Here is a 23845-nt window from a genome sequence, read left to right as displayed (position 1 = left end):
TTTGATGCCTGTTGCGGACCTTCTGTCCGCGCGTTCCGCGCAGGGTCGGGGAAATTGTCCTGCGCCGCAAGTCGCATCTGCCGTCGCCCGGCATCCACATCTTTTCAGCCGGCTTACTGTTTCCCGGGGCGCCTTGCGGCGTTATGTCAGTGACAGGTGTAGACACGACGGGAGATCGACATGCTGGGCTGGTTCCGCAAGCTGCTGCCGCGCGAAGATCGCTTCTTCGACCTGTTCGAACGCCATTCCCGCACGGTGGTCGGCGGCGCCGAGGCGCTGCAGCAGCTCCTGCAGGGCAAGGACATCGACCGCTGGAGCCAGAAGATCATCGATCTCGAGGACGAGGCCGATCGCATCACTGCCGAGGTGCTTTTGGCCGTGCGCCGCTCCTTCATCACCCCCTTCGATCGCGGCGACATCAAGGACCTGATCCAGTCGATGGATGACGCCATCGACATGATGCACAAGACCGTCAAGACGGTGAAGCTGTTCGAGAAGACCGAGTTCGACCCGCTGATGCAGGAGATGGGCGCCGTCATCGTCGACGCCGCCAAGCTGGTCGCCGAGGCGATCCCGCTGCTCGGCAAGGTCGGCGCCCACAGCATTCGCCTCAACGCCATTGCCGAGGAGGTCATGCGCGCCGAGGGCCGCGCCGACGACCTGCACGAGCAGGGGCTGAAGGATCTGTTCAAACGGCACGGCCGCAGCGATCCGATGGCCTATCTGATCGGCTCCGAGATCTATGGTGAGCTGGAGAAGGTTGTCGACCGGTTCGAGGACGTCGCCAACGAGATCAGCGGCATCGTGATCGAGAACGTTTAGGCGATGGACGCCACTATCACCTTTCCCCTGCTGGTTGGCCTCGTTGCCGTGGCGCTGTTCTTCGATTTCCTGAACGGCCTGCACGACGCCGCCAATTCGATCGCCACCATCGTCTCAACGCGCGTCCTGAGGCCGCACTATGCGGTGTTCTGGGCGGCCTTCTTCAACTTCATCGCCTTCATGTTCTTCGGCCTGCATGTCGCCGAGACGGTGGGCAAGGGCATAGTCGACGCCAGCATCGTCACGCCGGCCGTGATCTTTGCCGCGCTGGTCGGCGCCATCGTCTGGAACATCGTCACCTGGATCGCCGGCATTCCCTCCAGCAGCTCGCATGCGCTTATCGGCGGGCTGGTCGGCGCCGGCGTCGCCAAGGCGGGCACAAGCGCCATCGTCTGGTCGGGCCTCGGCAAGACCGTCGCGGCCATCGTGCTCTCGCCGGCGACGGGTTTCGTGCTGGCGCTCCTGCTCGTCCTCATCGTCTCTTGGCTGTTCGTGCGCCAGACGCCATTCGCCGTCGACAACAGCTTCCGTGTCCTGCAGTTCTTCTCCGCCTCGCTCTATTCGCTCGGCCACGGCGGCAATGACGCGCAAAAGACTATGGGCATCATCGCCGTGCTGCTCTATTCGCAAGGCATGCTCGGCGGCACCTTCCACGTGCCGCTATGGGTGGTCATCACCTGTCAGTCGGCGCTGGCGCTAGGCACCTTGTTCGGCGGCTGGCGCATCGTCCACACGATGGGCTCGAAGATCACCCGGCTGAATCCGATGCAGGGCTTTTGCGCCGAGACCGGCGGCGCCATCACGCTGTTCGCCGCCACCTGGCTCGGCGTTCCGGTATCGACCACGCACACCATTACCGGCGCCATCATCGGCGTCGGCGCTGCCCGCCGCGTCTCAGCCGTGCGCTGGGGCATTGCCGGCAACATCGTCGTCGCCTGGGTCGTCACACTCCCGGCCACCGCCGCCATTTCGGCGCTCACCTATTTCGCCACGCGCCTGGTGGGCTGACGCGGAGCGGGGCGCAAAGACCTATTCGCCCGCGAGGCACAGTATGTTGCCGTCCGGATCCTTGAACCAGGCGACCTTCATGCCGTCGCCGACATGGATGTCGCCGTCCAGCGACAGGCCGGGCATCTCATAGTGCTCGAAGGCGACGCCCTTCGATTTCAGCGACTTGACGACAGGAGCGATTTCATCGCCGACGTTCCAGGTCACAGCCGTTGCCTTGTTGGTTCCGGCGAATTCCGAATGATAGACGTTGATGACCGTGTCGCCGCTTTTGTAGACGACCAGTTCGCCAGCCATGTCGTCCACCTGCCTGAGACCCAGCGTTCCCTCATAAAAGGTCTTGGCTCTCGCCAGGTCTTTCACCGCCAGATTGGCTGCTGCATTGCTGTTTGCGAGCATGACAGTCTCCTTCCCGATTTGTTGTGTCGCCGCTCGTGGCAACCGAGATAGGGCCCGCGGATCGATTGGCCATGGGCAGGCGGTCAACTGCCGGCCGACCGGAAACGTCATCGGGCAAATCCGACACTGCCGGTCGTTTTCGGTGGCACGCCGGGCAAGCCTTTGCTCCACGGCTTGGTTCTTGCCGGAAACTGCACTATCTGCATCGCCAAAACCCCGAGGAAACACCATGGCCGTCACCAAGGAAACCGTCATCGAGCGCCTGAAAACGGTCAACGGGCCGGATTTCACCGGCAACATCGTCGACCTAGGCCTGGTCTCGGAGATTTTCATTGCCGATTCGAAGGTGTTCTTCTCGATCACCGTGCCAGCCGCCCGCGCCCAGGAGATGGAGCCGCTGCGCGCCGCCGCCGAGCGCGTGGTGAAGGCCATTCCGGGCGTCGCCGGCGCCGTCGTGGCGCTGACGGCGGAGAAGAAGGGCGGCGGCATGGAAGCGCCGGTGCCGCCGCGTCCCGCGCCGAGGCCGGCGCCGGCTGCCGCGCCGCAGCGCCCCGTGCCGCAGGCGCCGGCATCGCACAGCCACGGCAAGCGCGGCGTGCCCGGCATCGACGCGATCATCGCGGTGGCCTCCGGCAAGGGCGGCGTCGGCAAGTCGACCACAGCGGTCAACCTGGCGCTCGGTCTTGCCGCCAACGGCCTCAAGGTCGGCGTCCTCGACGCCGATATTTACGGCCCGTCCATGCCAAGGCTGCTCAACATCCACGGCCGGCCGCAGACGGTCGACGGCAAGATCCTGAAGCCGATGCAGAACTATGGGCTGAAGGTGATGTCGATGGGCTTCCTCGTCGATGAGGAAACGCCGATGATCTGGCGCGGCCCGATGGTGATGTCGGCGCTGACCCAGATGCTGCGCGAGGTCGAATGGGGCCCGCTCGACGTGCTGGTCGTCGACATGCCGCCCGGCACCGGCGATGCCCAGTTGACCATGGCCCAGCAGGTGCCGCTCGCCGGCGCCGTCATTGTCTCGACGCCGCAGGACCTGGCGCTGATCGATGCCCGCAAGGGCCTCAACATGTTCAGGAAGGTCGACGTGCCGCTGCTCGGCATCGTCGAGAACATGAGCTATTTCCTCGCCCCCGACACCGGCAAGCGCTACGACATCTTCGGCCATGGCGGGGCGCGGCGCGAGGCCGAGCGGCTGGGCGTCACCTTCCTCGGCGAGGTGCCGCTGGAAATGGGCATTCGCGAAAGCTCGGATGCCGGCGCGCCGGTGGTGGTCTCGAAGCCGGAAGGCGCCGAGGCGAAGATCTACCGCGACATTGCGGCAAAGGTCTGGGACAGGGTCAATGAGGAGCGTGGCGCGGCGGAAGCCGCGGTGCCCTCGATCGTGTTCGAGTGATCCCTCGGCGCGAGGGTCAGCCGCCGACCTTCTCGCCGAACGTCGAGAAGAACTGCCCGGCGAGCTTCTTCGACGTCGATTCGATCAGGCGGCTGCCGAGTTGGGCGATCTTGCCGCCGACATCGGCCTTGGCCGCATATTTGAGCACCGTCGTGTCGGCGCCGTCGGCGGTCAGCGTCACGTCGGCGCCGCCCTTGGCGAAGCCGGCAATGCCGCCCTTGCCTTCGCCCTGGATGGTGTAGGAATGCGGAGGCTTGAGGTTCTTGAGCACGACCTCGCCGTTGAACGTCGCCTTGATCGGCCCGATCTTCAGCACGACGGTTGCCGCCATTTCGGTGTCGGATTTCTTTTCCAGGCTCTGGCAGCCGGGGATGCTGCCCCTCAGAATGTCCGGGTCGTTCAGCGCTTCCCATACTTTTTGCAGGGGTGCGGCAATCCGTTCCTCGCCTTCGATCACCAAAGCCATCAAGAACCTCCCGGAAAGACTGCCCGGAAGCCCTAGCGCAGGGGCAGACTTATGTCTATCGCACCAAAGTGCGGGTTCGGATGGCGCGTGCCCCTTGCCTGCATCCGCGCATTGTCATATCGATTTGTCATACAAATACGGAGACCACGATGGCCGGCGCCCCCACCAAGAAGAAAAAATTTCGCTCGCAGGAGTGGTTCGACAATCCCGACAATCCGGGCATGACGGCGCTCTATCTCGAGCGCTACCTGAACTACGGACTGACGCGCGCCGAGCTGATGTCGGGCAAGCCGCTGATCGGCATCGCCCAGACCGGCTCGGATCTGTCGCCCTGCAACCGGCATCATCTCGAGCTCGCCAAGCGCGTGCGCGAGGGCATCGTCTCGATGGGCGGCATTCCCTTCGAGTTCCCGTGCCATCCGATCCAGGAGACCGGCAAGCGCCCGACCGCGGCGCTCGACCGCAACCTTGCCTATCTCGGCCTTGTCGAGGTGCTCTACGGCTATCCGCTCGACGGCGTCGTGCTGACCATCGGCTGCGACAAGACAACGCCGGCGCTGCTGATGGCCGCCGCCACCGTCAACATCCCGGCCATCGCGCTGTCGGTCGGCCCGATGCTGAATGGCTGGCACAAGGGCAAGCGCACCGGCTCCGGCACCATCGTGTGGGAATCGCGCCAGCGCCTGTCGGCGGGCGAGATCAATTACGACGAGTTCATGGACATCGTCGCCTCCTCGGCGCCGTCGACCGGCTACTGCAACACCATGGGCACCGCCACCACCATGAACTCGCTGGCCGAGGCGCTCGGCATGCAGCTGCCGGGCTCGGCCGCCATCCCCGCGCCCTATCGCGAGCGTGGCCAGATCGCCTACGAGACCGGCAAGCGCATCGTCGACATGGTTCATGAGGACCTGAAGCCGTCCGACATCATGACGCGCCAGGCGTTCGAGAACGCCATCGTCGTCAACTCGGCCATCGGCGGCTCGACCAATGCGCCGATCCACCTCAACGCCATTGCCCGCCATCTCGGCGTGCCGCTCGACAATGACGACTGGCAGAAGGTCGGCCTCAACGTGCCGCTCATCGTCAATTTGCAGCCAACGGGCGAATATCTCGGCGAGGACTATCACCACGCCGGCGGCGTTCCGGCGGTCGTCGCCGAACTGTTGAAGGGCGGGCTTTTGCCGCATCCGGATGCGGTCACCGCCAACGGCAAGTCGATCGGCGACAATTGCCGCGATGCCGCCAACGAAAACCCGGAGGTCATCCACAGCGTCGACAAGCCGCTGAAGGCCAATGCCGGCTTCATCAACCTGAAGGGCAACCTGTTCGACTCCGCGATCATGAAGACCAGCGGCATCTCGCCGGAATTCCGCCAGCGCTATCTGTCCAACCCGAAGGATCCCGAAGCCTTCGAGGGCAACGCCATGGTCTTCGACGGGCCGGAGGACTACCACGCCCGCATCGACGATCCGGCGCAAGGCATCGACGAGCACACCATTCTGTTCATGCGCGGCGCCGGCCCAGTCGGCTATCCCGGCGGCGCCGAGGTGGTCAACATGCAGCCGCCGGCCTACCTCATCAAGAAGGGCATCCATTCGCTGGCCTGCATCGGCGACGGCCGCCAGTCGGGCACGTCGGGCTCGCCCTCGATCCTCAACGCTTCGCCGGAGGCGGCTATAGGCGGTGGCCTGGCGCTGCTCAAGAGCGGTGACCGCGTCCGCATCGACCTGAAGAAGGGCTCGGCCAACATCCTCGTCAGCGACGAGGAGATCGCGAGGCGGCGCGCAGCACTCCAGGGCAATGGCGGCTTCCATTATCCCCAGCACCAGACGCCGTGGCAGGAGATCCAGCGCGGCATCGTCGACCAGTTTGACGCCGGCATGGTGCTGAAGCCGGCAGTGAAGTACCAGGATGTCGCGCACACCAGGGGTGTGCCCCGCGACAACCACTGAGCGCCGGCAACCTCGCTCGCGCGAACGGCGGCTTGATCGTGGATCAAGCCGCCGTTTTTGCTGACCCAGGGCTGCTGTCCGGCTGCGCTTACAGGTAACCGGTGATCTCCGGCGCCTGGTCCTGCCTGTTGCGTTTACCGTCCTCGTAGATGATCGGTGCGGAAGCGAGTTCCTCCTCGCTGACGTCGTCGAGGCAGGCGACGTTCACAGCCCAGAAATTCCCGCCCATGAAATCGAGATAGCCGCGCGAAAAGACATTCGCGCCGCAGTTCGGGCACATATAGTGGTTGATGTCGCCTTCCGGCCAGTTGGACGGGCTTGCCTTGTAGTCCCGCATCCGGTCACTGCCTTCCGTCACCCTGAGCGCCTGGTAGGCGGTAAAGGATTTGCGGTAGCCAAGTCTCCAGCAGAAGCTGCAATTGCATTTGCGAATGCCCTCGGCGAGGTCGAGATCGGCCTGGAAATGCACCGCGCCGCAATGGCAACTGCCGTGATAGGTCTTCTTCATGGCACTCCTCGCAGAATTTGCTCTGGTCCCTCTGTGGCCTCCGCGAAACCAGATCAGATTGTGACCATAGCCCCGCCAGATAGGCGCCCGGCTCTTCTGGGCAATACGTCGTCTTGTGCAAAACGGCGCGCGCGATGCCATATGCTGGCAAACGGACAGGACCATCCATGACGAAGCGGCGCTCTTCCCTAGGCTTCCTCGGCATGTTCGGCCGCTCGGGCGATCTGCGGACGCTCGATGCCGCCTTGCGCGGCGCCGACCTCCATCCCGCGCTCGTGCCGGAGGGCGTCAAGCTCACCATCGTCAATCTGATGAAGGATCACTGGCCGGACGAGCCGCCGGCCCAGGCCTACGCCTCGCTAGCGCAGCTGTTCGTCTATTGCGTTGCCGGGCCAGAGACGTTCGAACAGGCCAATGGCCGCGAGCGCAGGCTGGACGCGGAGCGCCGCATCGAGGAAGCGCTCGAGGCCGGCGACAGCCTCGATGCGCAGATCGTGCTGATGGCGCTGCATGCAAAGCTGATCAGCGCCGAGGTGGTGGAGCGCTTCGGCCTAAGCGCCGAATAGGATGCTCTACCCAGCCTAGCCGCCCATGCCGCCGCGCGGCAGCTTGATCATATCGCCGAAGCGGGCGCGCAATTTGTCGTCGACCGTTTTCGGCACGTGGCGCGGGAAGCGCTCGGCAAGCACGCGCTTCTTCTCGGCGATCGCCCTTTGCAGGATGTCGGGCCGGCCCTTCTCGTTCCATTCCTTGGGCGAGAAGCGGTCGCCGATGGCCGGATAGAAATATTCGGTCTGCATCAGTTTCAGCGTCTGCTCGTTGCCGAGATAGTGGCCGGGGCCCTTCAGGCAGACATCGGCGATGGTGTCGATCGACAGCGCCTCGTCGGTCACCTCGATGCCGCGCACGCAGCGCAGGCAGTGGCCGAGCATGTCGTTGTCGATGATCAGGCTTTCCAGGCAGAAGCCGAGCAGCGAGGCATGCATGCCGGCCGACTCATAGACCAGGTTGAGGCCGGAGAGGCCGGCCATCACATTGGTGATGCCCTTCTCGTAGCCGGACTGGATGTCGGGCAGTTTCGAATCCGTCATGCCGGCCGCCGAGCCGCCCGGCAGGTCGTAATATTGCGCCATCTGGGCGCAGGCGGCGGTCAGCACGGCCTGCTCGGCCGAGCCGCCGGACATGGCGCCGGTCCGAAGGTCGGAGACGAACGGCCAGGTCCCGAAGATCGCCGGATGGCCGGGCTTGATGGCGTTGACATAAACCAGGCCCATCAGCACTTCCGCGACCGCCTGCACCACCGCCCCGGCAATCGCCGCCGGCGCCGTGGCGCCGGCCTGGCCAGCCGACAGAAGCAGGATCGGGATGCCGCCTTCGACGCAGGCCTCGAGCACGCCGCAGGCGTCCTCGGCGAACTTCATCGGCGGCACGACGAAGCAGTTGGAATTCGACACAAAGGGGCGTGCGCGGAAATTTTCCTCGCCGCCGGCGATCGCATAGAGCATCTCCAGCGCCGGCTTGACGTTCTCGCGCACCGTGAACGAGGTGCCGACATGCTTGGCGGTCCCCATCACGCAGGCGTAGAGCGTGTTGAAGTCCATCTCCAGCGGATCGGGAATGTCGCGCGGCACCATGGTGCGCTGGAAGAAATGGATGTTGTCGAGGCCGTCGACCAGGCGCGCGGCGTCGTAGATGTCCTGCAATTGGGACTCGCGGTATTCGCGCTTCTCGACGTCGACCAGATGCACGGCCGCGCCCGCCGTGCCGTAATGCACGCGTTTGCCCTGGATCACCATGTCGTGCTTGGGGTCCTGGCCGTGCAGCGTGAAATGCCGGGCCGCATTCTTGATCGTGTCGAGGACGAGCGCCCGCGGCAGGCGGATGCGGCCATCGTCGCCATAGGTCGCGCCAATCCTGGTCAGCGCCTCGATGCAGGAGGGTATCGCGTTGGCGAAGCCGACCGTTTCCAGCAGCGTCAGCACCGCCTCATGGATGCGCTCTCGGTCGTTTTCGCTGAGCGGCCCATAGCTGCCGCCTTCGAGGCCCGGCCGCACCGGCCTGATGTCGTCGGCAAGCGGTGCCGCCCGCATCGCACGGCGCGCTTCACGCCCGCCGGATCGCCGCGACCGCTGGTCGGCCGAAGCGTCCTGCTTCTCAAGAGCCACTGACATGGAAGCACTCCACCTTTTGCTGCGAGGCGGGACGCGGCGGTTGGTCCACCATCGGCCCTGCTTCGTCCCCTTATGGCTCGACTATGCCGCCGGCATTGGCACAGCCTATGAGCCAGCCAGCTCCGTCGAATATGCCAGAGCGCTAAAGCAAAGAGAGCCGGCGAAGGCCGGCTCTCTTTGGGGATTCAGCGTCAGTTGATGATCAGGCGGCCGCGGGTCTGCGGCCGGCCGCGGTGGCGAGTTCCCGAATGCCGGGCTCGATGTGTTGCAGCGCGATCGAGGAAATGCCCAAGCGCATGAAACGCGACGGTTTTTCGGTGCGGTCGAAGAAGCGGTCGCCGGGTTCGATGATGACGCTGCGCGAGGCGGCCGCTTCGGCGAGGCCCCGCGAGTCGGTGCCGCGCGGCCCCTCGAGCCAGAGCGATGTGCCGCCGGCCGAGTCGGTCGAGCGCCACTCGGGCAGGAAAGCGGAAATCGCATGGACCAGACGCTTGCGCCGCTCGTCGAAGGCGCTGGACAGGCGCCGCACCAGCGCCTCGTGATGGCCGAGCGACAGGAACAGCGCCACCGCCCGCTGGTTGTTGGCCGGCGGGTGCCTGAGCATGAAGCGGCGCAGCGCGCGCAACTCGGCGATCAGCCCGGCCGAGGCGACGATGTAGCCAAGCCTGAGGCCCGGCGCCAGGGTCTTCGACATCGAGCCGACATAGATGACGCGGCCTGAGCGATCGAGGCTCTTCAGCGCCTGCTGCGGCGCCTCGTCCAGCAACTGGCTGTCATAGCCGTCCTCGATGATGATCTGGTTGTGGCGGTTGGCCCGCGCCAGGAGGTCCTGCCGGCGCTCGGCCGACAACGGCACCATAGTCGGGCAATGGTGGCTGGGCGTGACGAAGACGAAGCCGGAATCCTGCGGGATCGAAGAGGTCACGATACCGGACTGGTCGACCGGAACCGGTTGGATGTCGGCGCCCGCAAGCCGGAAGATCGAGCGCGCGTCGGGATAGCCAGGATCCTCCATCGCCACCTTCGAGCCCTTGGTCATCAGCAGCGAGGCGAGCATGTAAAGCGCGTTCTGCGCGCCGAGCGTGACGATGATCTCGTCCGGATTGGCGAAGATGCCACGCCGCGGCAAGAGCCGCGCCTGGATCTGCTCGATCAAGAGCGGATCGTCGCGGTCGACCATGTCGGATGCCCAGTTGCGGATCTCCAGCACGGCGAGCGCCATGCGGTTGCATTCGCGCCATTCGGCCGTCGGGAACAGCGCCGGATCGAACTGGCCATAGACGAATGGGTAGGACGACTTGATCCAGTTGTCGTGCTTGGCCGGCGGCGGCATGTCGCTGGCGGCGATCTGCCGGCGCGCCTTCCAGTCGATCTCGTTCTGCTGGTCGGGCGCCTTCTGGTGCGGCTTGGCGGGGGTGGCCAGCACGTCCGGATTGACGAAATGGCCGCGCCGCTCGCGCGCCACCAGAAAGCCCTGGTCGACGAGCTGCTGGAAGGCGAGCACCACGGTGCCGCGGGCGACGCCCAGCTTTTCGGCCAGGATGCGGCAGGAAGGAAGCGGCATGGAAGCGGCGATCTGCCGGTCCAGAATGGCGGCGACGATCGCCTGGCGGATCTGCGCCTGCAGGGTCTGGCCGGATTCAGCCGAAATCCGGAACAGGCCGGACCATATGGCCGTGTCGTTGCGCTGTGGCATGGAAGAGTTTCCTCGATGGCCAGCTTTTTGTGTTTGGCTGGACCAGTCGAGTGTAGGGGTGGCACAAGGGGTTGCGCCAATCAATTTTTCTGATCGCTGGGATTTATGCCAGTGATCCATTGGTCACGAATGTGATCCATTGCGCGACGCGCAGCGTCGTCGCCTGCGTCGCGGCCTGCCGGTTGTTGAGCGACGCGCAGCGTCGTCGCATCCTCCGTCGCCGGGTAATGCAAGGCATCATAAAAGCGTGATGCAGTCCGTCATCAAAGCGTGATGCAGTGCGGCAATGCCGCCCTTGAATGAAATGGAATCGGCTCGATAGAATGTCGCGACGACATGCGCCGGAAACATCCGGCCTGTTAAGATAGGTTCAAAAACCCGCCAGGAGCCCGCATTGGATCAATCATCCTTCGACAAGCAAGTCGCCGCCTTGCGCGAACATCGCGCGGCGGCCAAAGGCACGATGCGCGAAGCTTTCGCAGCTGATCCCAAACGCTTCGCGACGTTTTCCGCCACCGACGGCGATCTCCTGCTTGACTGGTCGAAATGCGCGGTCGACGCCGACACGATGGCGATGCTGGAGAAGCTCGCCGGAGCCGCCGATCTGGCGGGTCGGCGCGCCGCCATGTTCGAAGGCAAGAAGATCAATATCACCGAAGGCCGCGCCGTGCTCCACACGGCGCTTCGCAACCTGACCGGCAAGGGCGTCGTGGTCGATGGCCAGGATACCAAGGCCGAGGTTCTCGCCGTTCTCGACGCCATGGGCGCCTTCGCCGATGCCATCCGCTCCGGCAAGGCGGCCGGCGCCACCGGCAAGAAGATCACCGACATCGTCAACATCGGCATTGGCGGCTCCGACCTCGGCCCGGTGATGGCGACGCTGGCGCTGGCGCCCTATCATGACGGCCCGCGCGCGCACTATGTCTCCAACATCGACGGCGCCCACATCCACGACACGCTGAAGGACCTGTCGGCCGAAACCACTTTGTTCATCGTCGCCTCCAAGACCTTCACCACGGTCGAGACGATGACCAATGCCGAGACGGCGCGCCGATGGGTGGAGAAGGCGCTGGGCAAGGAAGCCGTCGGCAAGCATTTCGCCGCCGTCTCGACCGCGCTCGACCTGGTGGCGAAGTTCGGCATCGCGTCCGATCGCGTGTTCGGCTTCTGGGACTGGGTCGGCGGCCGCTATTCGGTCTGGAGCGCGATCGGCCTGCCGGTGATGATCGCCATCGGCCCGCGCAATTTCCGCGCCGTCCTCGACGGCGCGTACGAGATGGACGAGCACTTCCGCTCAGCACCCCTGCAGAAGAACCTGCCGGCGCTGCTGGGGCTGATCGGCTGGTGGCACCGGGTCGTCTGCCGATATCCGGCCCGCGCCGTGATCCCTTACGACCAGCGGCTCTCCAGGCTGCCGGCCTATCTGCAACAGCTCGACATGGAATCGAACGGCAAGAGCGTGACGCTGGATGGCGGCGCGGTCGCCACGCCGACCGGCCCGCTGGTCTGGGGCGAGCCCGGCACCAACGGTCAGCACGCCTTCTTCCAGTTGCTGCACCAGGGTACGGACTTCATTCCGGTCGAATTCATCGCGGCCGCTGTCGGCCACGAGCCGGAGCTGAAGCATCACCACGATCTCCTGCTCGCCAACTGCCTGGCGCAGTCGGAGGCCTTCATGAAGGGCCGCACGCTGGAGGAGGCGCGCGCGCAGATGCTGGCCAAGGGCATGAAGCCGGCCGACGTCGACAGGATCGCCCCGCACCGCGTCTTCTCCGGCGACCGCCCGTCTGTGACCATTCTCTATCGCAAGCTCGATCCGCGCACCTTCGGCCGCCTGGTCGCGCTCTACGAGCATCGCGTCTTCGTCGAGGGCACGCTGTTCAACATCAATTCCTTCGATCAGTGGGGCGTCGAACTCGGCAAGGAACTGGCAACCGGCCTGCTGCCTGTCGTGGAAGGCAAGGAGAATGCCGCAAAGCGGGATGCCTCGACTGCTGGTCTGGTGGGACACATTCACCGATTGCGCGGATCGGAGTGACAGGCTTGGCGGAGATCAAAGGCATATTGTTCGACAAGGACGGAACGCTTGTCGATTTCAACGCGACATGGCTCGGCATTGCCGACTTCATGGCCATGGATGCCGCCGAGGGCGACCGCTGGAAGGCAGACAGGCTGCTCGCGGCAGCCGGCTTCGATTTCCTCAGCAAGCGCTTCAAGCCCGATTCGATCTTTGCCTCCGGCACCAACATGGATGTCGTCGAACTCTGGTTCCCGCGCCTCTCCGAGGACGACCAGATGCTTGCCGTGGCCCGTTTCAACGAGATCACCTCGGTGCAGGGCTCCAGCATGGCGGTGGCGCTGCCGGGCATCGTCGAGACGCTGGCCGTCCTGCATAGGCGATCCTACCGGCTTGGCGTCGCCACCAACGATTCGACCAGCGGCGCGGAAAAGACGCTGGTGACGCTCGGCGTGGCGCAGCTTTTCGACGCCGCCTATGGCTATGATTCGGTGGCCAGGCCGAAGCCGGCGCCGGACACCATCCTCGCCTTCTCCGACCTGACCGGGCTGAAACCTGCCGAGATCGCCATGGTCGGCGACAATCGCCACGATCTCGAAATGGCGCGGGCCGGCGGCTGCGGGCTGGCGGTCGGCGTGCTCTCCGGCACAGGCACGCGTGAATCGCTGTCGGCGATCGCCGATGTGGTGCTCAACTCGGTTGCCGACCTGCCGGATTTCCTCGCCGCGCGGGTCAAGGAGACGATCTGACCGTCTCGAACGAGAAGACCCCGCTCGGGCTCGACGCCGTGCCTTTGGCATCGCCGAAATCCGGCACCTTATATTCGGCAAGCAGTTTGAGCCGCGTGAGCGGCAGGTCGGTGCGGCGCGGATCGCCGACCAGCACCTCGATGCCGGCGGCAAGGCAGCGGTCGAAGAAGGGGATCACGCGCCTCGCCACCTCATGCCCGTAGAACACGTCGCCGGCCAGCACCAGGTCGACCGCCGGTGGCGGCCCGGCGGTGACGTCTTCGCCGATCACCGTGATGGCGACGCCGTTCGCCGCCGCGTTGAGGCCGAGCGCGACGATGCCGTTGCGGTCGATCTCGGCGGCGATGACCGCGCGCGCTCCGGCCTTTGCCGCGGCGATGCCGACCAGGCCCGAGCCGGCGCCAAGATCGAGCACACGGCGCCCCGCAACCGTTTGCGGCCGGTCGAGAATATAGCGGGCAAGGACGGTGCCGCCGGCCCAGGCATAGGCCCAATAGGGCGGCTGCGGCTCTGGCGCGGCAGCGTCTTCGTCGTCAGGATCGACGAGCCGCCGCAGCCCGCTGCCGGGATGGGCGCTGAAGATCTGGATTTCCGGAAGCGCGGCGACAGCCGCAAGGCGCATGTTCGCCTTGATGAACCCCGCCGGATCGGGACGGGTAGGCGCCGCCTTGCCGGCAGGATGATCGTTCAAGCTCGTGCTTATCCCCGCAGCGCCCGCCGCAGGATCTTGCCCACCGGCGTCTTCGGCAATTCGGTGCGGAACTCGATGTATTTGGGCCGCTTGTAGCCGGTCAGGTTCTCGCGGCAATAGGCGGTCAGCGTCTCGAGCGTCAGCGCCGGATCCTTCCTGACCACGAACAGCTTCGGCACTTCGCCCGAATGCTCGTCCGGCACGCCGATCGCCGCCACTTCGAGCACGCCCGGATGCTGGGCAACGACCTCTTCCAGCTCGTTCGGATAGACGTTGAAGCCGGAGACCAGGATCATGTCCTTCTTGCGGTCGACGATCTTGGTGTAGCCGCGCTCGTCCATGAAGCCCATGTCGCCGGACTTGAAGTACCCGTCCTTGGTCATCACCTTGGCGGTCTCGTCCGGCCGGTTCCAGTAGCCCGCCATCACCTGCGGCCCGCGGATGCAGATTTCGCCGACTTCGCCGAGCGGCACATTGTTGCCGTCGTCGTCGCGGATGGCGATCTCGGTCGACGGCAGCGGCAGGCCGATCGTGCCGGTGAAGTCGCCGCCGCTGAATTTGTTGGCGGTCGCCACCGGCGAGGTTTCCGAAAGCCCGTAGCCTTCGGTGACCGGACAGCCGGTCAGCGCCTTCCAGCGCTCGGCCACACCCTTCTGCACCGCCATGCCGCCGCCCAGCGTCAGGATCAGCGGCTTGAAATCGAGCTTGCGGAAATCCTCATTGTTGAGCAGCGCGTTGAACAGCGTGTTGAGGCCCGGGAAGATATGGACCGGGTATTTCTCCAGCTCCTTGACGAAGCCTGGAATGTCGCGCGGATTGGGGATGAGTACGTTCTGCGCGCCCTGCTGCATGCCCATCAGCGCGTTCACCGTCAGCGCGAAGATATGGTAGAGCGGCAGCGCGCAGATGAAATTGGGATGCGCCGGCTTCGGCTTCACCGCATAGGCGTCCTGCAGCCAGAGCGCGTTCTGCGCGACATTGGCAAGCACATTGGAATGCAAGAGGATCGCGCCCTTCGAGATCCCGGTGGTGCCGCCGGTATATTGCAGGAAGGCGATGTCGTCGGCGCTGACGCTGGCAGGCTTGAAGGCGAGGCCGGCGCCGGCCTTCAGGGCGGCGTTGAACTTGACGTGGCCCGGCAGCGACCAGGCCGGCACCAGCTTCTTCACCCGGCGCACGACGAAGTTGACGAGCGTCCCCTTGAGGCCGCCGAGCATGTCGCCCATCGCGGCGACGACGACGTGCTTGACCGAGGTCTTGGCGATCACCGCCTGCAGCGTGTTGGCGAAATTCTCGAGGATGACGATCGCCTGCGCGCCGGAATCCTTCAGCTGATGCTCGAGCTCGCGCGGCGTATAGAGCGGGTTGACGTTGACCACGGTGAAGCCGGCGCGAAGCACCGCCATCATCGCCACCGGGTATTGCAGCACGTTGGGCATCATCAGCGCCACGCGCGCCCCCTTCTGCAGGCCCTTCGACTGCAGATAGGCGCCGAAGGCGGCCGACTGCTGCTCGAGCTCGGCATAGGTGATGGCCTTGCCCATGCAGACGAAGGCCGGCTGGCCGGCAAACTGCTTGCAGGCGCCGACCAGGAAGTCGCCGATCGAGCCGTAGGGCAAGGGCCCGATCTCGGCTGGCATGTTCTTCGAGTAGCTCGACAGCCACGGCTTTTCCGGCAGGCCGGCGGCAAGTTCCGTCAGCGCCTTCGGCAACCTCTTGGCCGGCGCCGGTTTCACGGCCGGCTTTGGCGGGACCGCCTTTGTCGCAACTGCCTTCGCGGCAGGCTTTGCGGCAGCGGGCCTTTTCGCAGCGGATTTGGCCGGCACCGGCTTGGCCGCGGCTGGAGTTTTCGTCGCGACGGGAGTTTTCCTCGAGGCAGGCTTGGCGGCCTTTCCCGGTGCGGCCTTGGCCGGGGCTTTTGCGGCGGGCTTCACGGGGGTGGCCGCCTTCGACTTGGCCGTTGCCTTGGCCGCAGGCGCCGTCTTGCCGGACCCGGCGGCCGGCTTTGAAGCGGCCTTCGTCTTGGCCGGAGCCGTGGTTTTCGCTGCCTTCGCCACCCTGTCCCTCCCGTCGTCGTTCACTCGTGCCGCGCCGCCTCTGAATGACAGAAGCGTCCTCCGCCGCAATGGTTGCGGATTCCTCAAGAAATCCAGCGTGCCGTCTATGTATTGCGACTATCCTTGGCCGTGCAAGTCTTGCCCTTGCGGCAGAAGCCCAAAGATTTGCCGTCGAAATCCTTCCGTCCTCCCGCGCCCGGAACGCATCTTGCCGAGTGGCGGGCCGCGCGAAGGAAGCTGCGCCGCGCCGATTTCGCGAAGGCGCCGATCAATAAAAAAATGCGATCGTTAACATTAACGTGAGCGAAAAATTATGCTAATTTCCTTCGGCATTTTAGGAGATTTCGGATTCTTTTCCTGCTTCCCATGGGGTACGCAAACGGGGTGTTCCAAAGCCAGAAAAACGGTGCTTATATGCGCGCTTCGCGAGCCTGCTAGAGGGGCTTGGCAGAACATCAGGGAGTGCTCAATGAAAAAGAAACTGACTTTTGCAGCCGCGTTGCTGGCTGCAAGCGTCCTCAGTGGCGTGGCCAACGCCAAGACGCTGGTCTATTGCTCGGAAGCATCGCCGGCCAATTTCGACCCGGGTACGACGACGGGCGGTAACGATTTCGACGCTTCTTCGCGCACGGTCTATTCGCGCCTTGTCGAATTCAAGCATGGCGGCACCGAGATCGAGCCCGGCCTCGCCGACAAGTGGGAAATCTCGGACGACGGCCTGGTCTATACTTTCCACCTGCATCCGGGCGTGAAGTTCCAGACCACTGACTATTTCAAGCCGACCCGCGACCTCAACGCCGACGACGTCGTCTTCTCCTTCGATCGCCAGTTCAACAAGGAAAACCCCTGGAACGGCGAGAAGTATCTGCCGAACCTGACCTGGGACTACTACACCGGCATGGACATGCCGAAATACGTCGCCAAGTGGGAAAAGGTCGATGACCTGACCGTCAAGCTGACGTTGACCGAGCCGAACGCGCCGATGCTGGCCAATCTCGGCATGGATTTCGCCTCGATCGTGTCGAAGGAATATGCCGACCAGCTCGCGAAGGACGGCAAGATGGCCGACTTCTCGACCAAGCCGATCGGCACCGGTCCGTTCCAGTTCGTCGACTACCAGCTGGATTCGGTCATCCGCTACGCGGCCAACCCGGATTACTTCAAGGGCAAGGAAAAGATCGACGATCTCGTCTTCGCCATCACGCCCGATGCCACCGCGCGCATCCAGAAGGTGCTGGCCGGCGAATGCGACGTCGCGCCCTATCCGAACCCCGCCGACATCGGCACGATCAAGGCCAACCAGGACGTCACCCTGCTCGACCAGGCCGGCCTGAACATCGGCTACATGAGCTACAACACGACGATCCCGCCGCTGGACAAGCCCGAGGTTCGCCACGCGCTCAACCAGGCGATCGACCGGGAAGCGCTGATCAAGTCGCTGTTCCAGGATGCCGGCGCCACGGCTGCCCAGAACCTGATCCCGCCGACCATGTGGTCGTGGAACAAGGACGTGAAGTTCGATTCCTATGATCCGGAAGCCGCCAAGAAGGTGCTGGCCGACGCCGGGCTGAAGGAAATCCAGCTCTGGGCCTCCGACCGCGTTCGCCCGTACAACCCGAACTTCCAGCGCGCCGCCGAGCTGATCCAGGCCGATTGGGCCAAGGTCGGCGTCAAGGCCGAGATCGTCAACTACGAGTGGACCAAGTACCGCGAGGAAGGCAAGAAGAAGGAACGCCCCGGCGCCTTCCAGATCGGCTGGACCGGTGACAATGGCGATCCGGACAACTTCTTCGCCACCCTCTTCGCCTGCTCGGCGATTGGCGTGTCGAACTACTCCAGCTGGTGCGACAAGGACTTCGAGGACCTGATCCAGAAGGCCAAGAAGACCAGCGACCTGGCCGAGCGCACCAAGCTCTACGAGCAGGCGCAGGTTGTCTTCCAGAAGCAGGCCCCGGCCTTCCTTCTGGCGCACAGCCAGGTCTATGCGGTCGTGCGCAAGAATGTCAGCGGCTTCATGATGGACCCGCTCGGCATCCACCGCTTCGACGGCACCGACAAGGCCGAATAGAACTCTAGAGCGGGCGGCGCCGTTCGGCGCCGCCCCTTTTTTCAAGATGCTCCGATATCTTCTCAACAAAATCGCACTTCTGATCCCGACGCTGGTCGGCATCACCATCTGTGCCTTCGCCTTCGTCAGGCTGCTGCCCGGCGATCCCATCCTCGCCATGGCCGGCGAGCATGGCGTGACGCCCGCGCGCTACGAAGAGCTCAAGGAACAGTTCGGCTACAATCTGCCGATCTGGCAGCAATATGCGCGCTATGTCGGCGAGGTCGCCACCGGCGATTTCGGCGTTTCCATCTCGTCCAAGCGGCCGGTTATCGAGGAGTTCAAGACGCTCTTCCCGGCAACGCTGGAACTGTCGTTCTTCGCCATGATCTTCGCCATGGTGCTCGGCATCCCGGCCGGCATCTTCGCGGCCGTCAAGCGCGGCTCGTGGTTCGACCAGTCGCTGATGGGCACAGCCCTTGTCGGCTATTCGATGCCGATCTTCTGGTGGGGCCTGTTGCTGATCATCTTCTTTTCCGGCTATCTCGGCTGGACGCCGGTCTCCGGCCGCATGGGCCTGCAGTTCTTCTTCAAGCCGATCACCGGTTTCATGACTATCGACAGCATCCTCTACGGCAAATGGGATGCCTTCCGCTCGGCGCTAAGTCACCTCGTGCTGCCGGCGATCGTGCTCGGCACCATCCCGCTGGCGGTGATCGCCCGCCAGACGCGCTCGGCCATGCTCGAGGTGCTGGGCGAGGACTATGTCCGCACCGCGCGCGCCAAGGGCCTGTCGTCGGCGCGGGTTATCGGCGTGCATGCCTTGCGCAACGCGCTGATCCCGGTGGTCACCACCATCGGCCTGCAGGTCGGCACGCTGCTTGCCGGCGCCATCCTCACCGAGACGATCTTCGCCTGGCCGGGCATCGGCAAGTGGATGGTCGATTCCATCTTCAAGCGCGACTACGTCGTCGTGCAGTCAGGCTTGCTTTTGATCGCCCTCATCGTCATGGCCGTGAACCTGATCGTCGACGTGCTCTATGCCGTCATCAACCCGCGCATCAGGGCCGCGTGATGAGCCAGTCGACCGAAATCGCCCCGATGGCCAGCGGCAGCCCGGACCGCCTCACCGGCTTCAGGACCTTCTGGCACTATTTCTCGGTGAACCGCGGCGCCGTCATCGGCCTGTTCGTCTTCATCCTCCTGGTTCTGGCGGCGCTCTTCGCGCCGCTGCTCGCGCCCTATGCGCCCGACGTCCAGGACAAGACCGCGTTTCTGAGGCCTCCGGCCTGGCAGGCCGGCGGCAGCGCCCAGTATCTGCTCGGCACCGATGCGGTTGGCCGCGATATCCTCTCGCGCCTGCTCTACGGCGCGCGCTTCTCGCTGCTGATCGGCGCGGTGGTGGTGACTTTGGCGCTCACCGGCGGCATCACGCTCGGCCTGCTGGCCGGCTACTTCCGTGGCTGGGTCGACGTCGCGATCATGCGCGTCATGGACCTGATCCTCGCCTTCCCGTCGTTGCTCCTGGCACTGGTGCTGGTCACCATCCTCGGCCCCGGCCTGTTCAATGCGATGCTGGCGATCTCGCTCGTGCTGCAGCCGCATTTCGCCCGCCTGGTGCGCGCCGCGGTGATGGCCGAGAAGAGCCGGGAGTATGTCGTGGCCGCCAAGGTCGCCGGCGCGGGCCATCTCCGGCTGATGCTCGCCACCATCCTGCCGAACTGCCTGGCGCCGCTGATCGTCCAGGGCACGCTGTCGTTCTCCAACGCCATCCTGGAAGCCGCCGCCCTCGGCTTCCTCGGCCTCGGCGCCCAGCCGCCGACGCCCGAATGGGGCACCATGCTCGCCTCGGCGCGCGAGTTTATCCTGCGCGCCTGGTGGGTGGTGACCTTCCCGGGCCTGGCCATCCTGATCACGGTGCTTGCCATCAACCTGATCGGTGACGGCCTGCGCGACGCGCTCGATCCGAAGCTCAGGAGGTCGTGATGGCGTTGCTCGACATCCAGAATCTCGTCGTCGAGTTCCAGACCGCATCGGGCCCGTTCCGCGCCGTCGACGGCGTCTCGCTCCATGTCGACGAGCGCGAGGTGCTGGCGATCGTCGGCGAATCCGGCTCCGGCAAATCGGTGTCGATGCTGGCGGTGATGGGGCTGCTGCCCTGGACGGCCACCGTCACCGCGGATCGCATGAGTTTTGCCGGCCGTGATCTCCTGAAGCTCAGTCCTGCCGAGCGGCGCAAGATCGTCGGCAAGGACATGTCGATGATCTTCCAGGAGCCGATGGCCAGCCTCAATCCGTGCTTCACCATCGGTTTCCAGATCGAGGAAGTGCTGCGCTTCCATATGGGCATGGACCGGGCGCAGCGCCGGGCGCGTGCCATCGAACTGCTGAAGCAGGTCGGCATTCCCGAGCCGGCGGAGCGGCTGAACTCCTTCCCGCACCAGATGTCGGGCGGCCAGTGCCAGCGCGTCATGATCGCGATTGCCATTGCCTGCAATCCGAAGCTCTTGATCGCTGACGAGCCGACCACGGCGCTCGACGTCACCATCCAGAAGCAGATCCTCGACCTGCTGGTCTCGCTGCAGGCCAAATATGGCATGGGCCTGATCATGATCACCCACAATATGGGCGTGGTGGCCGAGACCGCCGACCGCGTCATTGTCCAGTACAAGGGCCGCAAGATGGAAGAGGCCGACGTGCTGTCGCTGTTCGAGAGCCCGAAGAGCAACTACACGCGCGCGCTGCTCTCGGCGCTGCCCGAGAACGCCGTCGGCGACCGCTTGCCGACCGTCTCCGACATGCTGTTCGAACCGGCGCCCCAGGGGGCAAGTACCGGAGCCGCCTCATGAGCACCAGGGTCGTCGAAGGCAAGAACATCGTGCGCGACTACCATGTCGGTGGCGGCCTGTTCCGCGGCGCGCGCACGGTGCATGCGGTCAAGGGCGTCTCCTTCAGCGTCGACAAGGGCAAGACGCTTGCCATCGTCGGCGAAAGCGGCTGCGGCAAGTCCACGCTCGCCCGTATCATCACGCTGATCGATCCGGCGACATCGGGCGAATTGTTCATCGACGGCAACAAGGTCGATATCGCCAGGGACGGTTTGTCGAAGGAGATGCGCCGCAAGGTGCAGATCGTCTTCCAGAATCCGTATGGCTCCCTCAACCCGCGCCAGAAGATCGGGGACGTGCTAGGCGAGCCGCTGCTGATCAACACCGACAAGCCGGCCGAGGAACGCCGCGACCTGGCCATGAAGATGCTGAAGAAGGTCGGTCTCGGACCCGAGCACTACAACCGCTATCCGCACATGTTCTCCGGCGGCCAGCGCCAGCGCATCGCCATTGCCCGCGCGCTGATGCTGAATCCGAGCCTGCTGGTGCTGGACGAACCGGTCTCGGCGCTCGACCTTTCGGTGCAGGCGCAGGTGCTCAATCTGCTCGCCGACCTGCAGGACGAGTTCCAGCTCACCTACGTCTTCATCAGCCACGACCTTTCGGTGGTGCGCTACATCGCCGACGACGTCATGGTGATGTATTTCGGCGAAGCGGTCGAATACGGCCCGCGCGACGAGGTCTTTGCAGACCCCAAGCACAGCTACACCAAGACCCTGTTCGCCGCGACGCCGCGCGCCGACGTCAGTTCGATCAAGGCAAGGCTGGCCAAGAAGAAGGCGGCGTAGACGTCCCTTCGTCATCCTCGGTCTGCGCCGCGTCGCTTCGCTCCTTGCTCCGCCCATGGATGACGACGCGGAGGTAGCCCCTCCCGATGACCTGCGCAGGCTCGGACCAAAGGTCGTCACATCACGACAGCTTCGCGATAATCGCCCGCAGCGCTTCGCCGAAGCGATGCACTTCCTCAACCGTGTTGTAGTGTACCAGCGAGGCGCGGATGGCGCCGCTGTCCATCGACAGGTTGAGCCGCTTCATCAGCCGTGGCGCGTACATGTGGCCGTCGCGGATGCCGATCTGCAGCTCGGCCATCTCCTCGACGATCCGCTGCGGCGACAGCTTGCCGATGTTGAAGCAGAAGGTCGGCACCCGCTCATGCAGGCGCGCTTCGTCGGCGACGCCGTAGATGGTGGCGCCGCAGTCTTTGAGCACCTTCAGCATCTCGCGCGCCAGCATCAGCTCGTAATCGCGGATGGCGTTCATGCCGGCAACGATGTTGTCGCGGCGCGAGCGGTTGTTCTCGGCCAGGAAATTGCGGCCGACCGATTCCAGATAACGCACCGCCGCGTCCATGCCCGAGACGTTCTCGTAGATGAAGGTGCCGGCCTCGACCTTGTAGGGCGGCTCGTCGGGGATGAAATCCTCGCGGAAGGTCGGCAGCCGCTTCAGCGTTTCGAAGCGGCCCCAGAGAAAGCCCATATGCGGTGAGAAATTCTTGTAGCCGGAGCAGACGAGATAGTCGCAGTCCCAGGCCTGCACGTCGATCAGACCGTGCGGGCCGTAATGCACGCAGTCGAGGAACACTTCGGCGCCGGCGGCATGCGCGATCCCGGCCACCGAGGCGACATCGACGATCGAGCCGATCGAATGCGCGGTCACCGTGCAGGCGACGAGGCGGGTGCGCTCCGACAGCAGCGGCTTGAGATCGTCGACATGCAGATTGCCGTCCTCGCGCATGCGCCACCATTTGAACCTGGCGCCGGCCTGCTCCAGCGCCAGCCATGTGGCGATGTTGGCGTCATGGTCCATGTCGGTGACGACGATCTCGTCGCGTTCCGAAAGCATCTGGCCGATGCCGAGGCTGACCAGGCGGATGAACGAGGTGGCGTTCATGCCGAAGCAGATTTCCGACGGGCTGTAGGCGTTGATCAAAAGCGCCACGCTGTCGCGCGCCTCGGCGACCGACCGGTCGACGGTGACGCTGCGGCCATAACGGCCGCCGCGCTGCACATTGTACCCGACCAGATGGTTGGTCACCGCGTCGAGCACGCTTTGCGGGATCTGCGCGCCGGCGGCATTGTCCATGAAGATGAACTCGCCCGCTTGGCTGAGCGCCGGGAACATGGCGCGGATCTTTTCGACCGGGAACGAAGCGGCGCCGTCCTGCGCCTTCGAGATATGGTGTTGGTTCACGGATGTCTCCTTCGGTGTATCGATGCCGCTCGGGGTGGGATCAGTGCGCGCCGGACCGGGCCTTGCCGCGCTCTTCGAGGTAGCCGACCAGCCGCACCAGCGGCCACAGGAAGGCGAGATAGATGATTGCGGCGCCGATCAGCGGCGTCGGATTGGCCATCAGCGCCTGCGCGTCGGTGGCCTGCTTCAGAAGGTCGGGCATCGCCACCACTGAGGCCAGCGCGGTGTCCTTGAAAACCGAGACGCAGTTGCTGGTCAGCGGCGGGATGACGACCCGGATCGCCTGCGGCAGGATCACCTTGCGCATGGCGACCCAGAACGGCAGGCCGAGCGCTGCGGCAGCCTCGAACTGGCCCTTGGGAATGTTCTCGATGCCGGCGCGGCAGACTTCCGCCGTGAAGGCGGCAAGCACCAATGACAACGCAAGGGCCGCCGACACGAAGGACGACAGGCGGATGCCGACGAAGGGCAGGGCGTAATAGATCAGGATCAGCACCACCAGGATGGGCAGCGCGCGGAAGATGTCGATGTAGAGGATCGCCAGCCGCCTCAGCGGCTTCGGCGCATAGAGCCGCATCAGGCAGATCGCCAGCCCGGCAATGGTGCCGAAGACGATTGCGGCGCAGCCGAGCAGGATGGTGTTGCCGAGCCCGCGGATGAGGATCGGAAACGATCGGACGAGGATGCCCCAGTTGAAGAAGGTGTCGATCAGCTCCATCGGCGTCACCCGTTAGACGCGGCCCGCCGCGCAGGCGGATCCGAATGGTCGAAGCGAGAGCGCC

At 64.7% G+C, this 23845-nt stretch carries 21 protein-coding genes; 12 read left to right on the top strand and 9 right to left on the bottom strand.

All coding sequences use genetic code 11. The annotated features are described in order from the left end of the window. Nucleotides 1-180 precede the first annotated feature (180 nt). Together PU724_RS09175 and PU724_RS09170 are read left to right on the top strand one after the other, a co-directional pair. Nucleotides 181-822, top strand: a complete 642-nt coding sequence (locus PU724_RS09175) for a DUF47 domain-containing protein (RefSeq protein WP_128273135.1) — start codon at nucleotides 181-183, stop codon at nucleotides 820-822. A 3-nt stretch (nucleotides 823-825) separates the two neighbouring features. Beyond that, nucleotides 826-1830 (top strand): inorganic phosphate transporter, encoded by a 1005-nt coding sequence (locus PU724_RS09170; protein WP_128273137.1) that lies wholly within the window; start codon nucleotides 826-828, stop codon nucleotides 1828-1830. 21 nt (nucleotides 1831-1851) lie between these two features. On the opposite strand, the gene PU724_RS09165 is transcribed toward PU724_RS09170, so the two are convergent. Beyond that, a complete protein-coding gene (locus PU724_RS09165; RefSeq protein ID WP_128273139.1) occupies nucleotides 1852-2229 on the bottom strand; it encodes a VOC family protein in 378 nt (125 codons plus the stop codon). Nucleotides 2230-2458: 229 nt separating this feature from the next. Here PU724_RS09165 and PU724_RS09160 point away from each other — a divergent pair, with 229 nt between their 5' ends. Then, nucleotides 2459-3628 carry an Mrp/NBP35 family ATP-binding protein gene (locus tag PU724_RS09160; protein ID WP_127392620.1) on the top strand — a complete coding sequence of 390 codons (1170 nt, stop codon included), beginning with the start codon at nucleotides 2459-2461 and terminating at the stop codon, nucleotides 3626-3628. Nucleotides 3629-3644: 16 nt separating this feature from the next. Here the strand turns inward: PU724_RS09160 and PU724_RS09155 are convergent, their stop codons facing one another. Next, a complete protein-coding gene (locus tag PU724_RS09155) occupies nucleotides 3645-4094 on the bottom strand; it encodes an SRPBCC family protein (protein WP_127282848.1) in 450 nt (149 codons plus the stop codon). A gap of 149 nt (nucleotides 4095-4243) precedes the next feature. On the opposite strand from PU724_RS09155, the gene PU724_RS09150 reads away from it, so the two are divergent. Then, nucleotides 4244-6049 (top strand): IlvD/Edd family dehydratase, encoded by a 1806-nt coding sequence (locus tag PU724_RS09150; protein ID WP_127282847.1) that lies wholly within the window; start codon nucleotides 4244-4246, stop codon nucleotides 6047-6049. An 88-nt stretch (nucleotides 6050-6137) separates the two neighbouring features. On the opposite strand, the gene PU724_RS09145 is transcribed toward PU724_RS09150, so the two are convergent. Then, nucleotides 6138-6557, bottom strand: a complete 420-nt coding sequence (locus PU724_RS09145; RefSeq protein ID WP_354420255.1) for a GFA family protein — start codon at nucleotides 6555-6557, stop codon at nucleotides 6138-6140. A 167-nt stretch (nucleotides 6558-6724) separates the two neighbouring features. Between PU724_RS09145 and PU724_RS09140 the strand changes: the two genes are divergently transcribed. Beyond that, nucleotides 6725-7123: a hypothetical protein gene (locus tag PU724_RS09140; RefSeq protein WP_127282845.1), complete on the top strand. Its 399-nt coding sequence runs from the start codon at nucleotides 6725-6727 to the stop codon at nucleotides 7121-7123. Between the two features lie 15 nt (nucleotides 7124-7138). Here PU724_RS09140 and PU724_RS09135 read toward each other — a convergent pair whose 3' ends face one another. Next, complete coding sequence (locus tag PU724_RS09135) at nucleotides 7139-8728, bottom strand: trimethylamine methyltransferase family protein (RefSeq protein ID WP_354420254.1); 1590 nt, start codon at nucleotides 8726-8728, stop codon at nucleotides 7139-7141. A 202-nt stretch (nucleotides 8729-8930) separates the two neighbouring features. Then, nucleotides 8931-10424, bottom strand: coding sequence for a MocR-like pyridoxine biosynthesis transcription factor PdxR (gene pdxR / locus PU724_RS09130; protein WP_127309567.1), 1494 nt, complete (start codon nucleotides 10422-10424; stop codon nucleotides 8931-8933). A gap of 394 nt (nucleotides 10425-10818) precedes the next feature. Here pdxR and pgi point away from each other — a divergent pair, with 394 nt between their 5' ends. Further along, a complete protein-coding gene (gene pgi, locus PU724_RS09125) occupies nucleotides 10819-12462 on the top strand; it encodes a glucose-6-phosphate isomerase (RefSeq protein ID WP_354420253.1) in 1644 nt (547 codons plus the stop codon). 5 nt (nucleotides 12463-12467) lie between these two features. After that, nucleotides 12468-13190, top strand: coding sequence for an HAD family hydrolase (locus tag PU724_RS09120; RefSeq protein WP_135857738.1), 723 nt, complete (start codon nucleotides 12468-12470; stop codon nucleotides 13188-13190). Here the strand turns inward: PU724_RS09120 and PU724_RS09115 are convergent. Both PU724_RS09115 and PU724_RS09110 read right to left on the bottom strand, forming a co-directional pair. Next, complete coding sequence (locus tag PU724_RS09115) at nucleotides 13174-13881, bottom strand: class I SAM-dependent methyltransferase (RefSeq protein WP_354420252.1); 708 nt, start codon at nucleotides 13879-13881, stop codon at nucleotides 13174-13176. The genes PU724_RS09120 and PU724_RS09115 overlap by 17 nt on opposite strands. A gap of 8 nt (nucleotides 13882-13889) precedes the next feature. Then, on the bottom strand, nucleotides 13890-15938 hold the full coding sequence (locus PU724_RS09110; RefSeq protein ID WP_354420251.1) for a long-chain fatty acid--CoA ligase: 2049 nt from the start codon (nucleotides 15936-15938) through the stop codon (nucleotides 13890-13892). Between the two features lie 469 nt (nucleotides 15939-16407). Between PU724_RS09110 and PU724_RS09105 the strand changes: the two genes are divergently transcribed. From PU724_RS09105 to PU724_RS09085, 5 genes are read left to right on the top strand one after another with little or no spacing between them, the layout of a single operon-like run. Further along, nucleotides 16408-18006, top strand: a complete 1599-nt coding sequence (locus PU724_RS09105; RefSeq protein ID WP_127282839.1) for an ABC transporter substrate-binding protein — start codon at nucleotides 16408-16410, stop codon at nucleotides 18004-18006. Between the two features lie 46 nt (nucleotides 18007-18052). Beyond that, on the top strand, nucleotides 18053-19060 hold the full coding sequence (locus tag PU724_RS09100) for an ABC transporter permease subunit (RefSeq protein ID WP_126056743.1): 1008 nt from the start codon (nucleotides 18053-18055) through the stop codon (nucleotides 19058-19060). Nucleotides 19061-19086: 26 nt separating this feature from the next. Beyond that, nucleotides 19087-19971, top strand: a complete 885-nt coding sequence (locus PU724_RS09095) for an ABC transporter permease subunit (RefSeq protein ID WP_245478370.1) — start codon at nucleotides 19087-19089, stop codon at nucleotides 19969-19971. Then, nucleotides 19971-20834, top strand: coding sequence for an ABC transporter ATP-binding protein (locus PU724_RS09090; RefSeq protein ID WP_127282837.1), 864 nt, complete (start codon nucleotides 19971-19973; stop codon nucleotides 20832-20834). Before PU724_RS09095 ends, PU724_RS09090 begins: the two co-directional genes overlap by 1 nt. After that, entirely contained in the window at nucleotides 20831-21661 is an 831-nt protein-coding gene (locus PU724_RS09085) for a dipeptide ABC transporter ATP-binding protein (protein WP_126056740.1), read from the top strand. The genes PU724_RS09090 and PU724_RS09085 overlap by 4 nt, the downstream gene beginning before the upstream one ends. 121 nt (nucleotides 21662-21782) lie before the next feature. Here PU724_RS09085 and PU724_RS09080 read toward each other — a convergent pair whose 3' ends face one another. Continuing rightward, nucleotides 21783-23063, bottom strand: coding sequence for a cysteine desulfurase-like protein (locus PU724_RS09080; protein WP_354420250.1), 1281 nt, complete (start codon nucleotides 23061-23063; stop codon nucleotides 21783-21785). A 40-nt stretch (nucleotides 23064-23103) separates the two neighbouring features. Then, a complete protein-coding gene (locus tag PU724_RS09075) occupies nucleotides 23104-23781 on the bottom strand; it encodes an amino acid ABC transporter permease (RefSeq protein ID WP_127282835.1) in 678 nt (225 codons plus the stop codon). Nucleotides 23782-23845 lie beyond the last annotated feature (64 nt).

It is taken from the genome of Mesorhizobium abyssinicae (genome assembly GCF_049887195.1).
Classification (GTDB): Bacteria; Pseudomonadota; Alphaproteobacteria; order Rhizobiales; family Rhizobiaceae; genus Mesorhizobium; species Mesorhizobium abyssinicae.
The sequence above is the reverse complement of the archived record's forward strand: the minus strand, read 5'-3'. Positions and strand labels throughout refer to the sequence as shown.

Excerpts from the sequence above, each read along its gene's own strand:
- pdxR (WP_127309567.1), bottom strand. The coding sequence starts at position 10,424 with ATGCCACAGCGCAACGACACGGCCATATGGTCCGGCCTGTTCCGGATT.
- PU724_RS09105 (WP_127282839.1), top strand. The coding sequence starts at position 16,408 with ATGAAAAAGAAACTGACTTTTGCAGCCGCGTTGCTGGCTGCAAGCGTC.
- PU724_RS09100 (WP_126056743.1), top strand. The coding sequence starts at position 18,053 with ATGCTCCGATATCTTCTCAACAAAATCGCACTTCTGATCCCGACGCTG.
- PU724_RS09160 (WP_127392620.1), top strand. The coding sequence starts at position 2,459 with ATGGCCGTCACCAAGGAAACCGTCATCGAGCGCCTGAAAACGGTCAAC.
- PU724_RS09165 (WP_128273139.1), bottom strand. The coding sequence starts at position 2,229 with ATGCTCGCAAACAGCAATGCAGCAGCCAATCTGGCGGTGAAAGACCTG.
- PU724_RS09175 (WP_128273135.1), top strand. The coding sequence starts at position 181 with ATGCTGGGCTGGTTCCGCAAGCTGCTGCCGCGCGAAGATCGCTTCTTC.
- PU724_RS09150 (WP_127282847.1), top strand. The coding sequence starts at position 4,244 with ATGGCCGGCGCCCCCACCAAGAAGAAAAAATTTCGCTCGCAGGAGTGG.
- PU724_RS09145 (WP_354420255.1), bottom strand. The coding sequence starts at position 6,557 with ATGAAGAAGACCTATCACGGCAGTTGCCATTGCGGCGCGGTGCATTTC.
- PU724_RS09090 (WP_127282837.1), top strand. The coding sequence starts at position 19,971 with ATGGCGTTGCTCGACATCCAGAATCTCGTCGTCGAGTTCCAGACCGCA.
- PU724_RS09135 (WP_354420254.1), bottom strand. The coding sequence starts at position 8,728 with ATGTCAGTGGCTCTTGAGAAGCAGGACGCTTCGGCCGACCAGCGGTCG.
- PU724_RS09155 (WP_127282848.1), bottom strand. The coding sequence starts at position 4,094 with ATGGCTTTGGTGATCGAAGGCGAGGAACGGATTGCCGCACCCCTGCAA.
- PU724_RS09140 (WP_127282845.1), top strand. The coding sequence starts at position 6,725 with ATGACGAAGCGGCGCTCTTCCCTAGGCTTCCTCGGCATGTTCGGCCGC.
- PU724_RS09170 (WP_128273137.1), top strand. The coding sequence starts at position 826 with ATGGACGCCACTATCACCTTTCCCCTGCTGGTTGGCCTCGTTGCCGTG.
- PU724_RS09085 (WP_126056740.1), top strand. The coding sequence starts at position 20,831 with ATGAGCACCAGGGTCGTCGAAGGCAAGAACATCGTGCGCGACTACCAT.
- PU724_RS09075 (WP_127282835.1), bottom strand. The coding sequence starts at position 23,781 with ATGGAGCTGATCGACACCTTCTTCAACTGGGGCATCCTCGTCCGATCG.
- PU724_RS09095 (WP_245478370.1), top strand. The coding sequence starts at position 19,087 with ATGGCCAGCGGCAGCCCGGACCGCCTCACCGGCTTCAGGACCTTCTGG.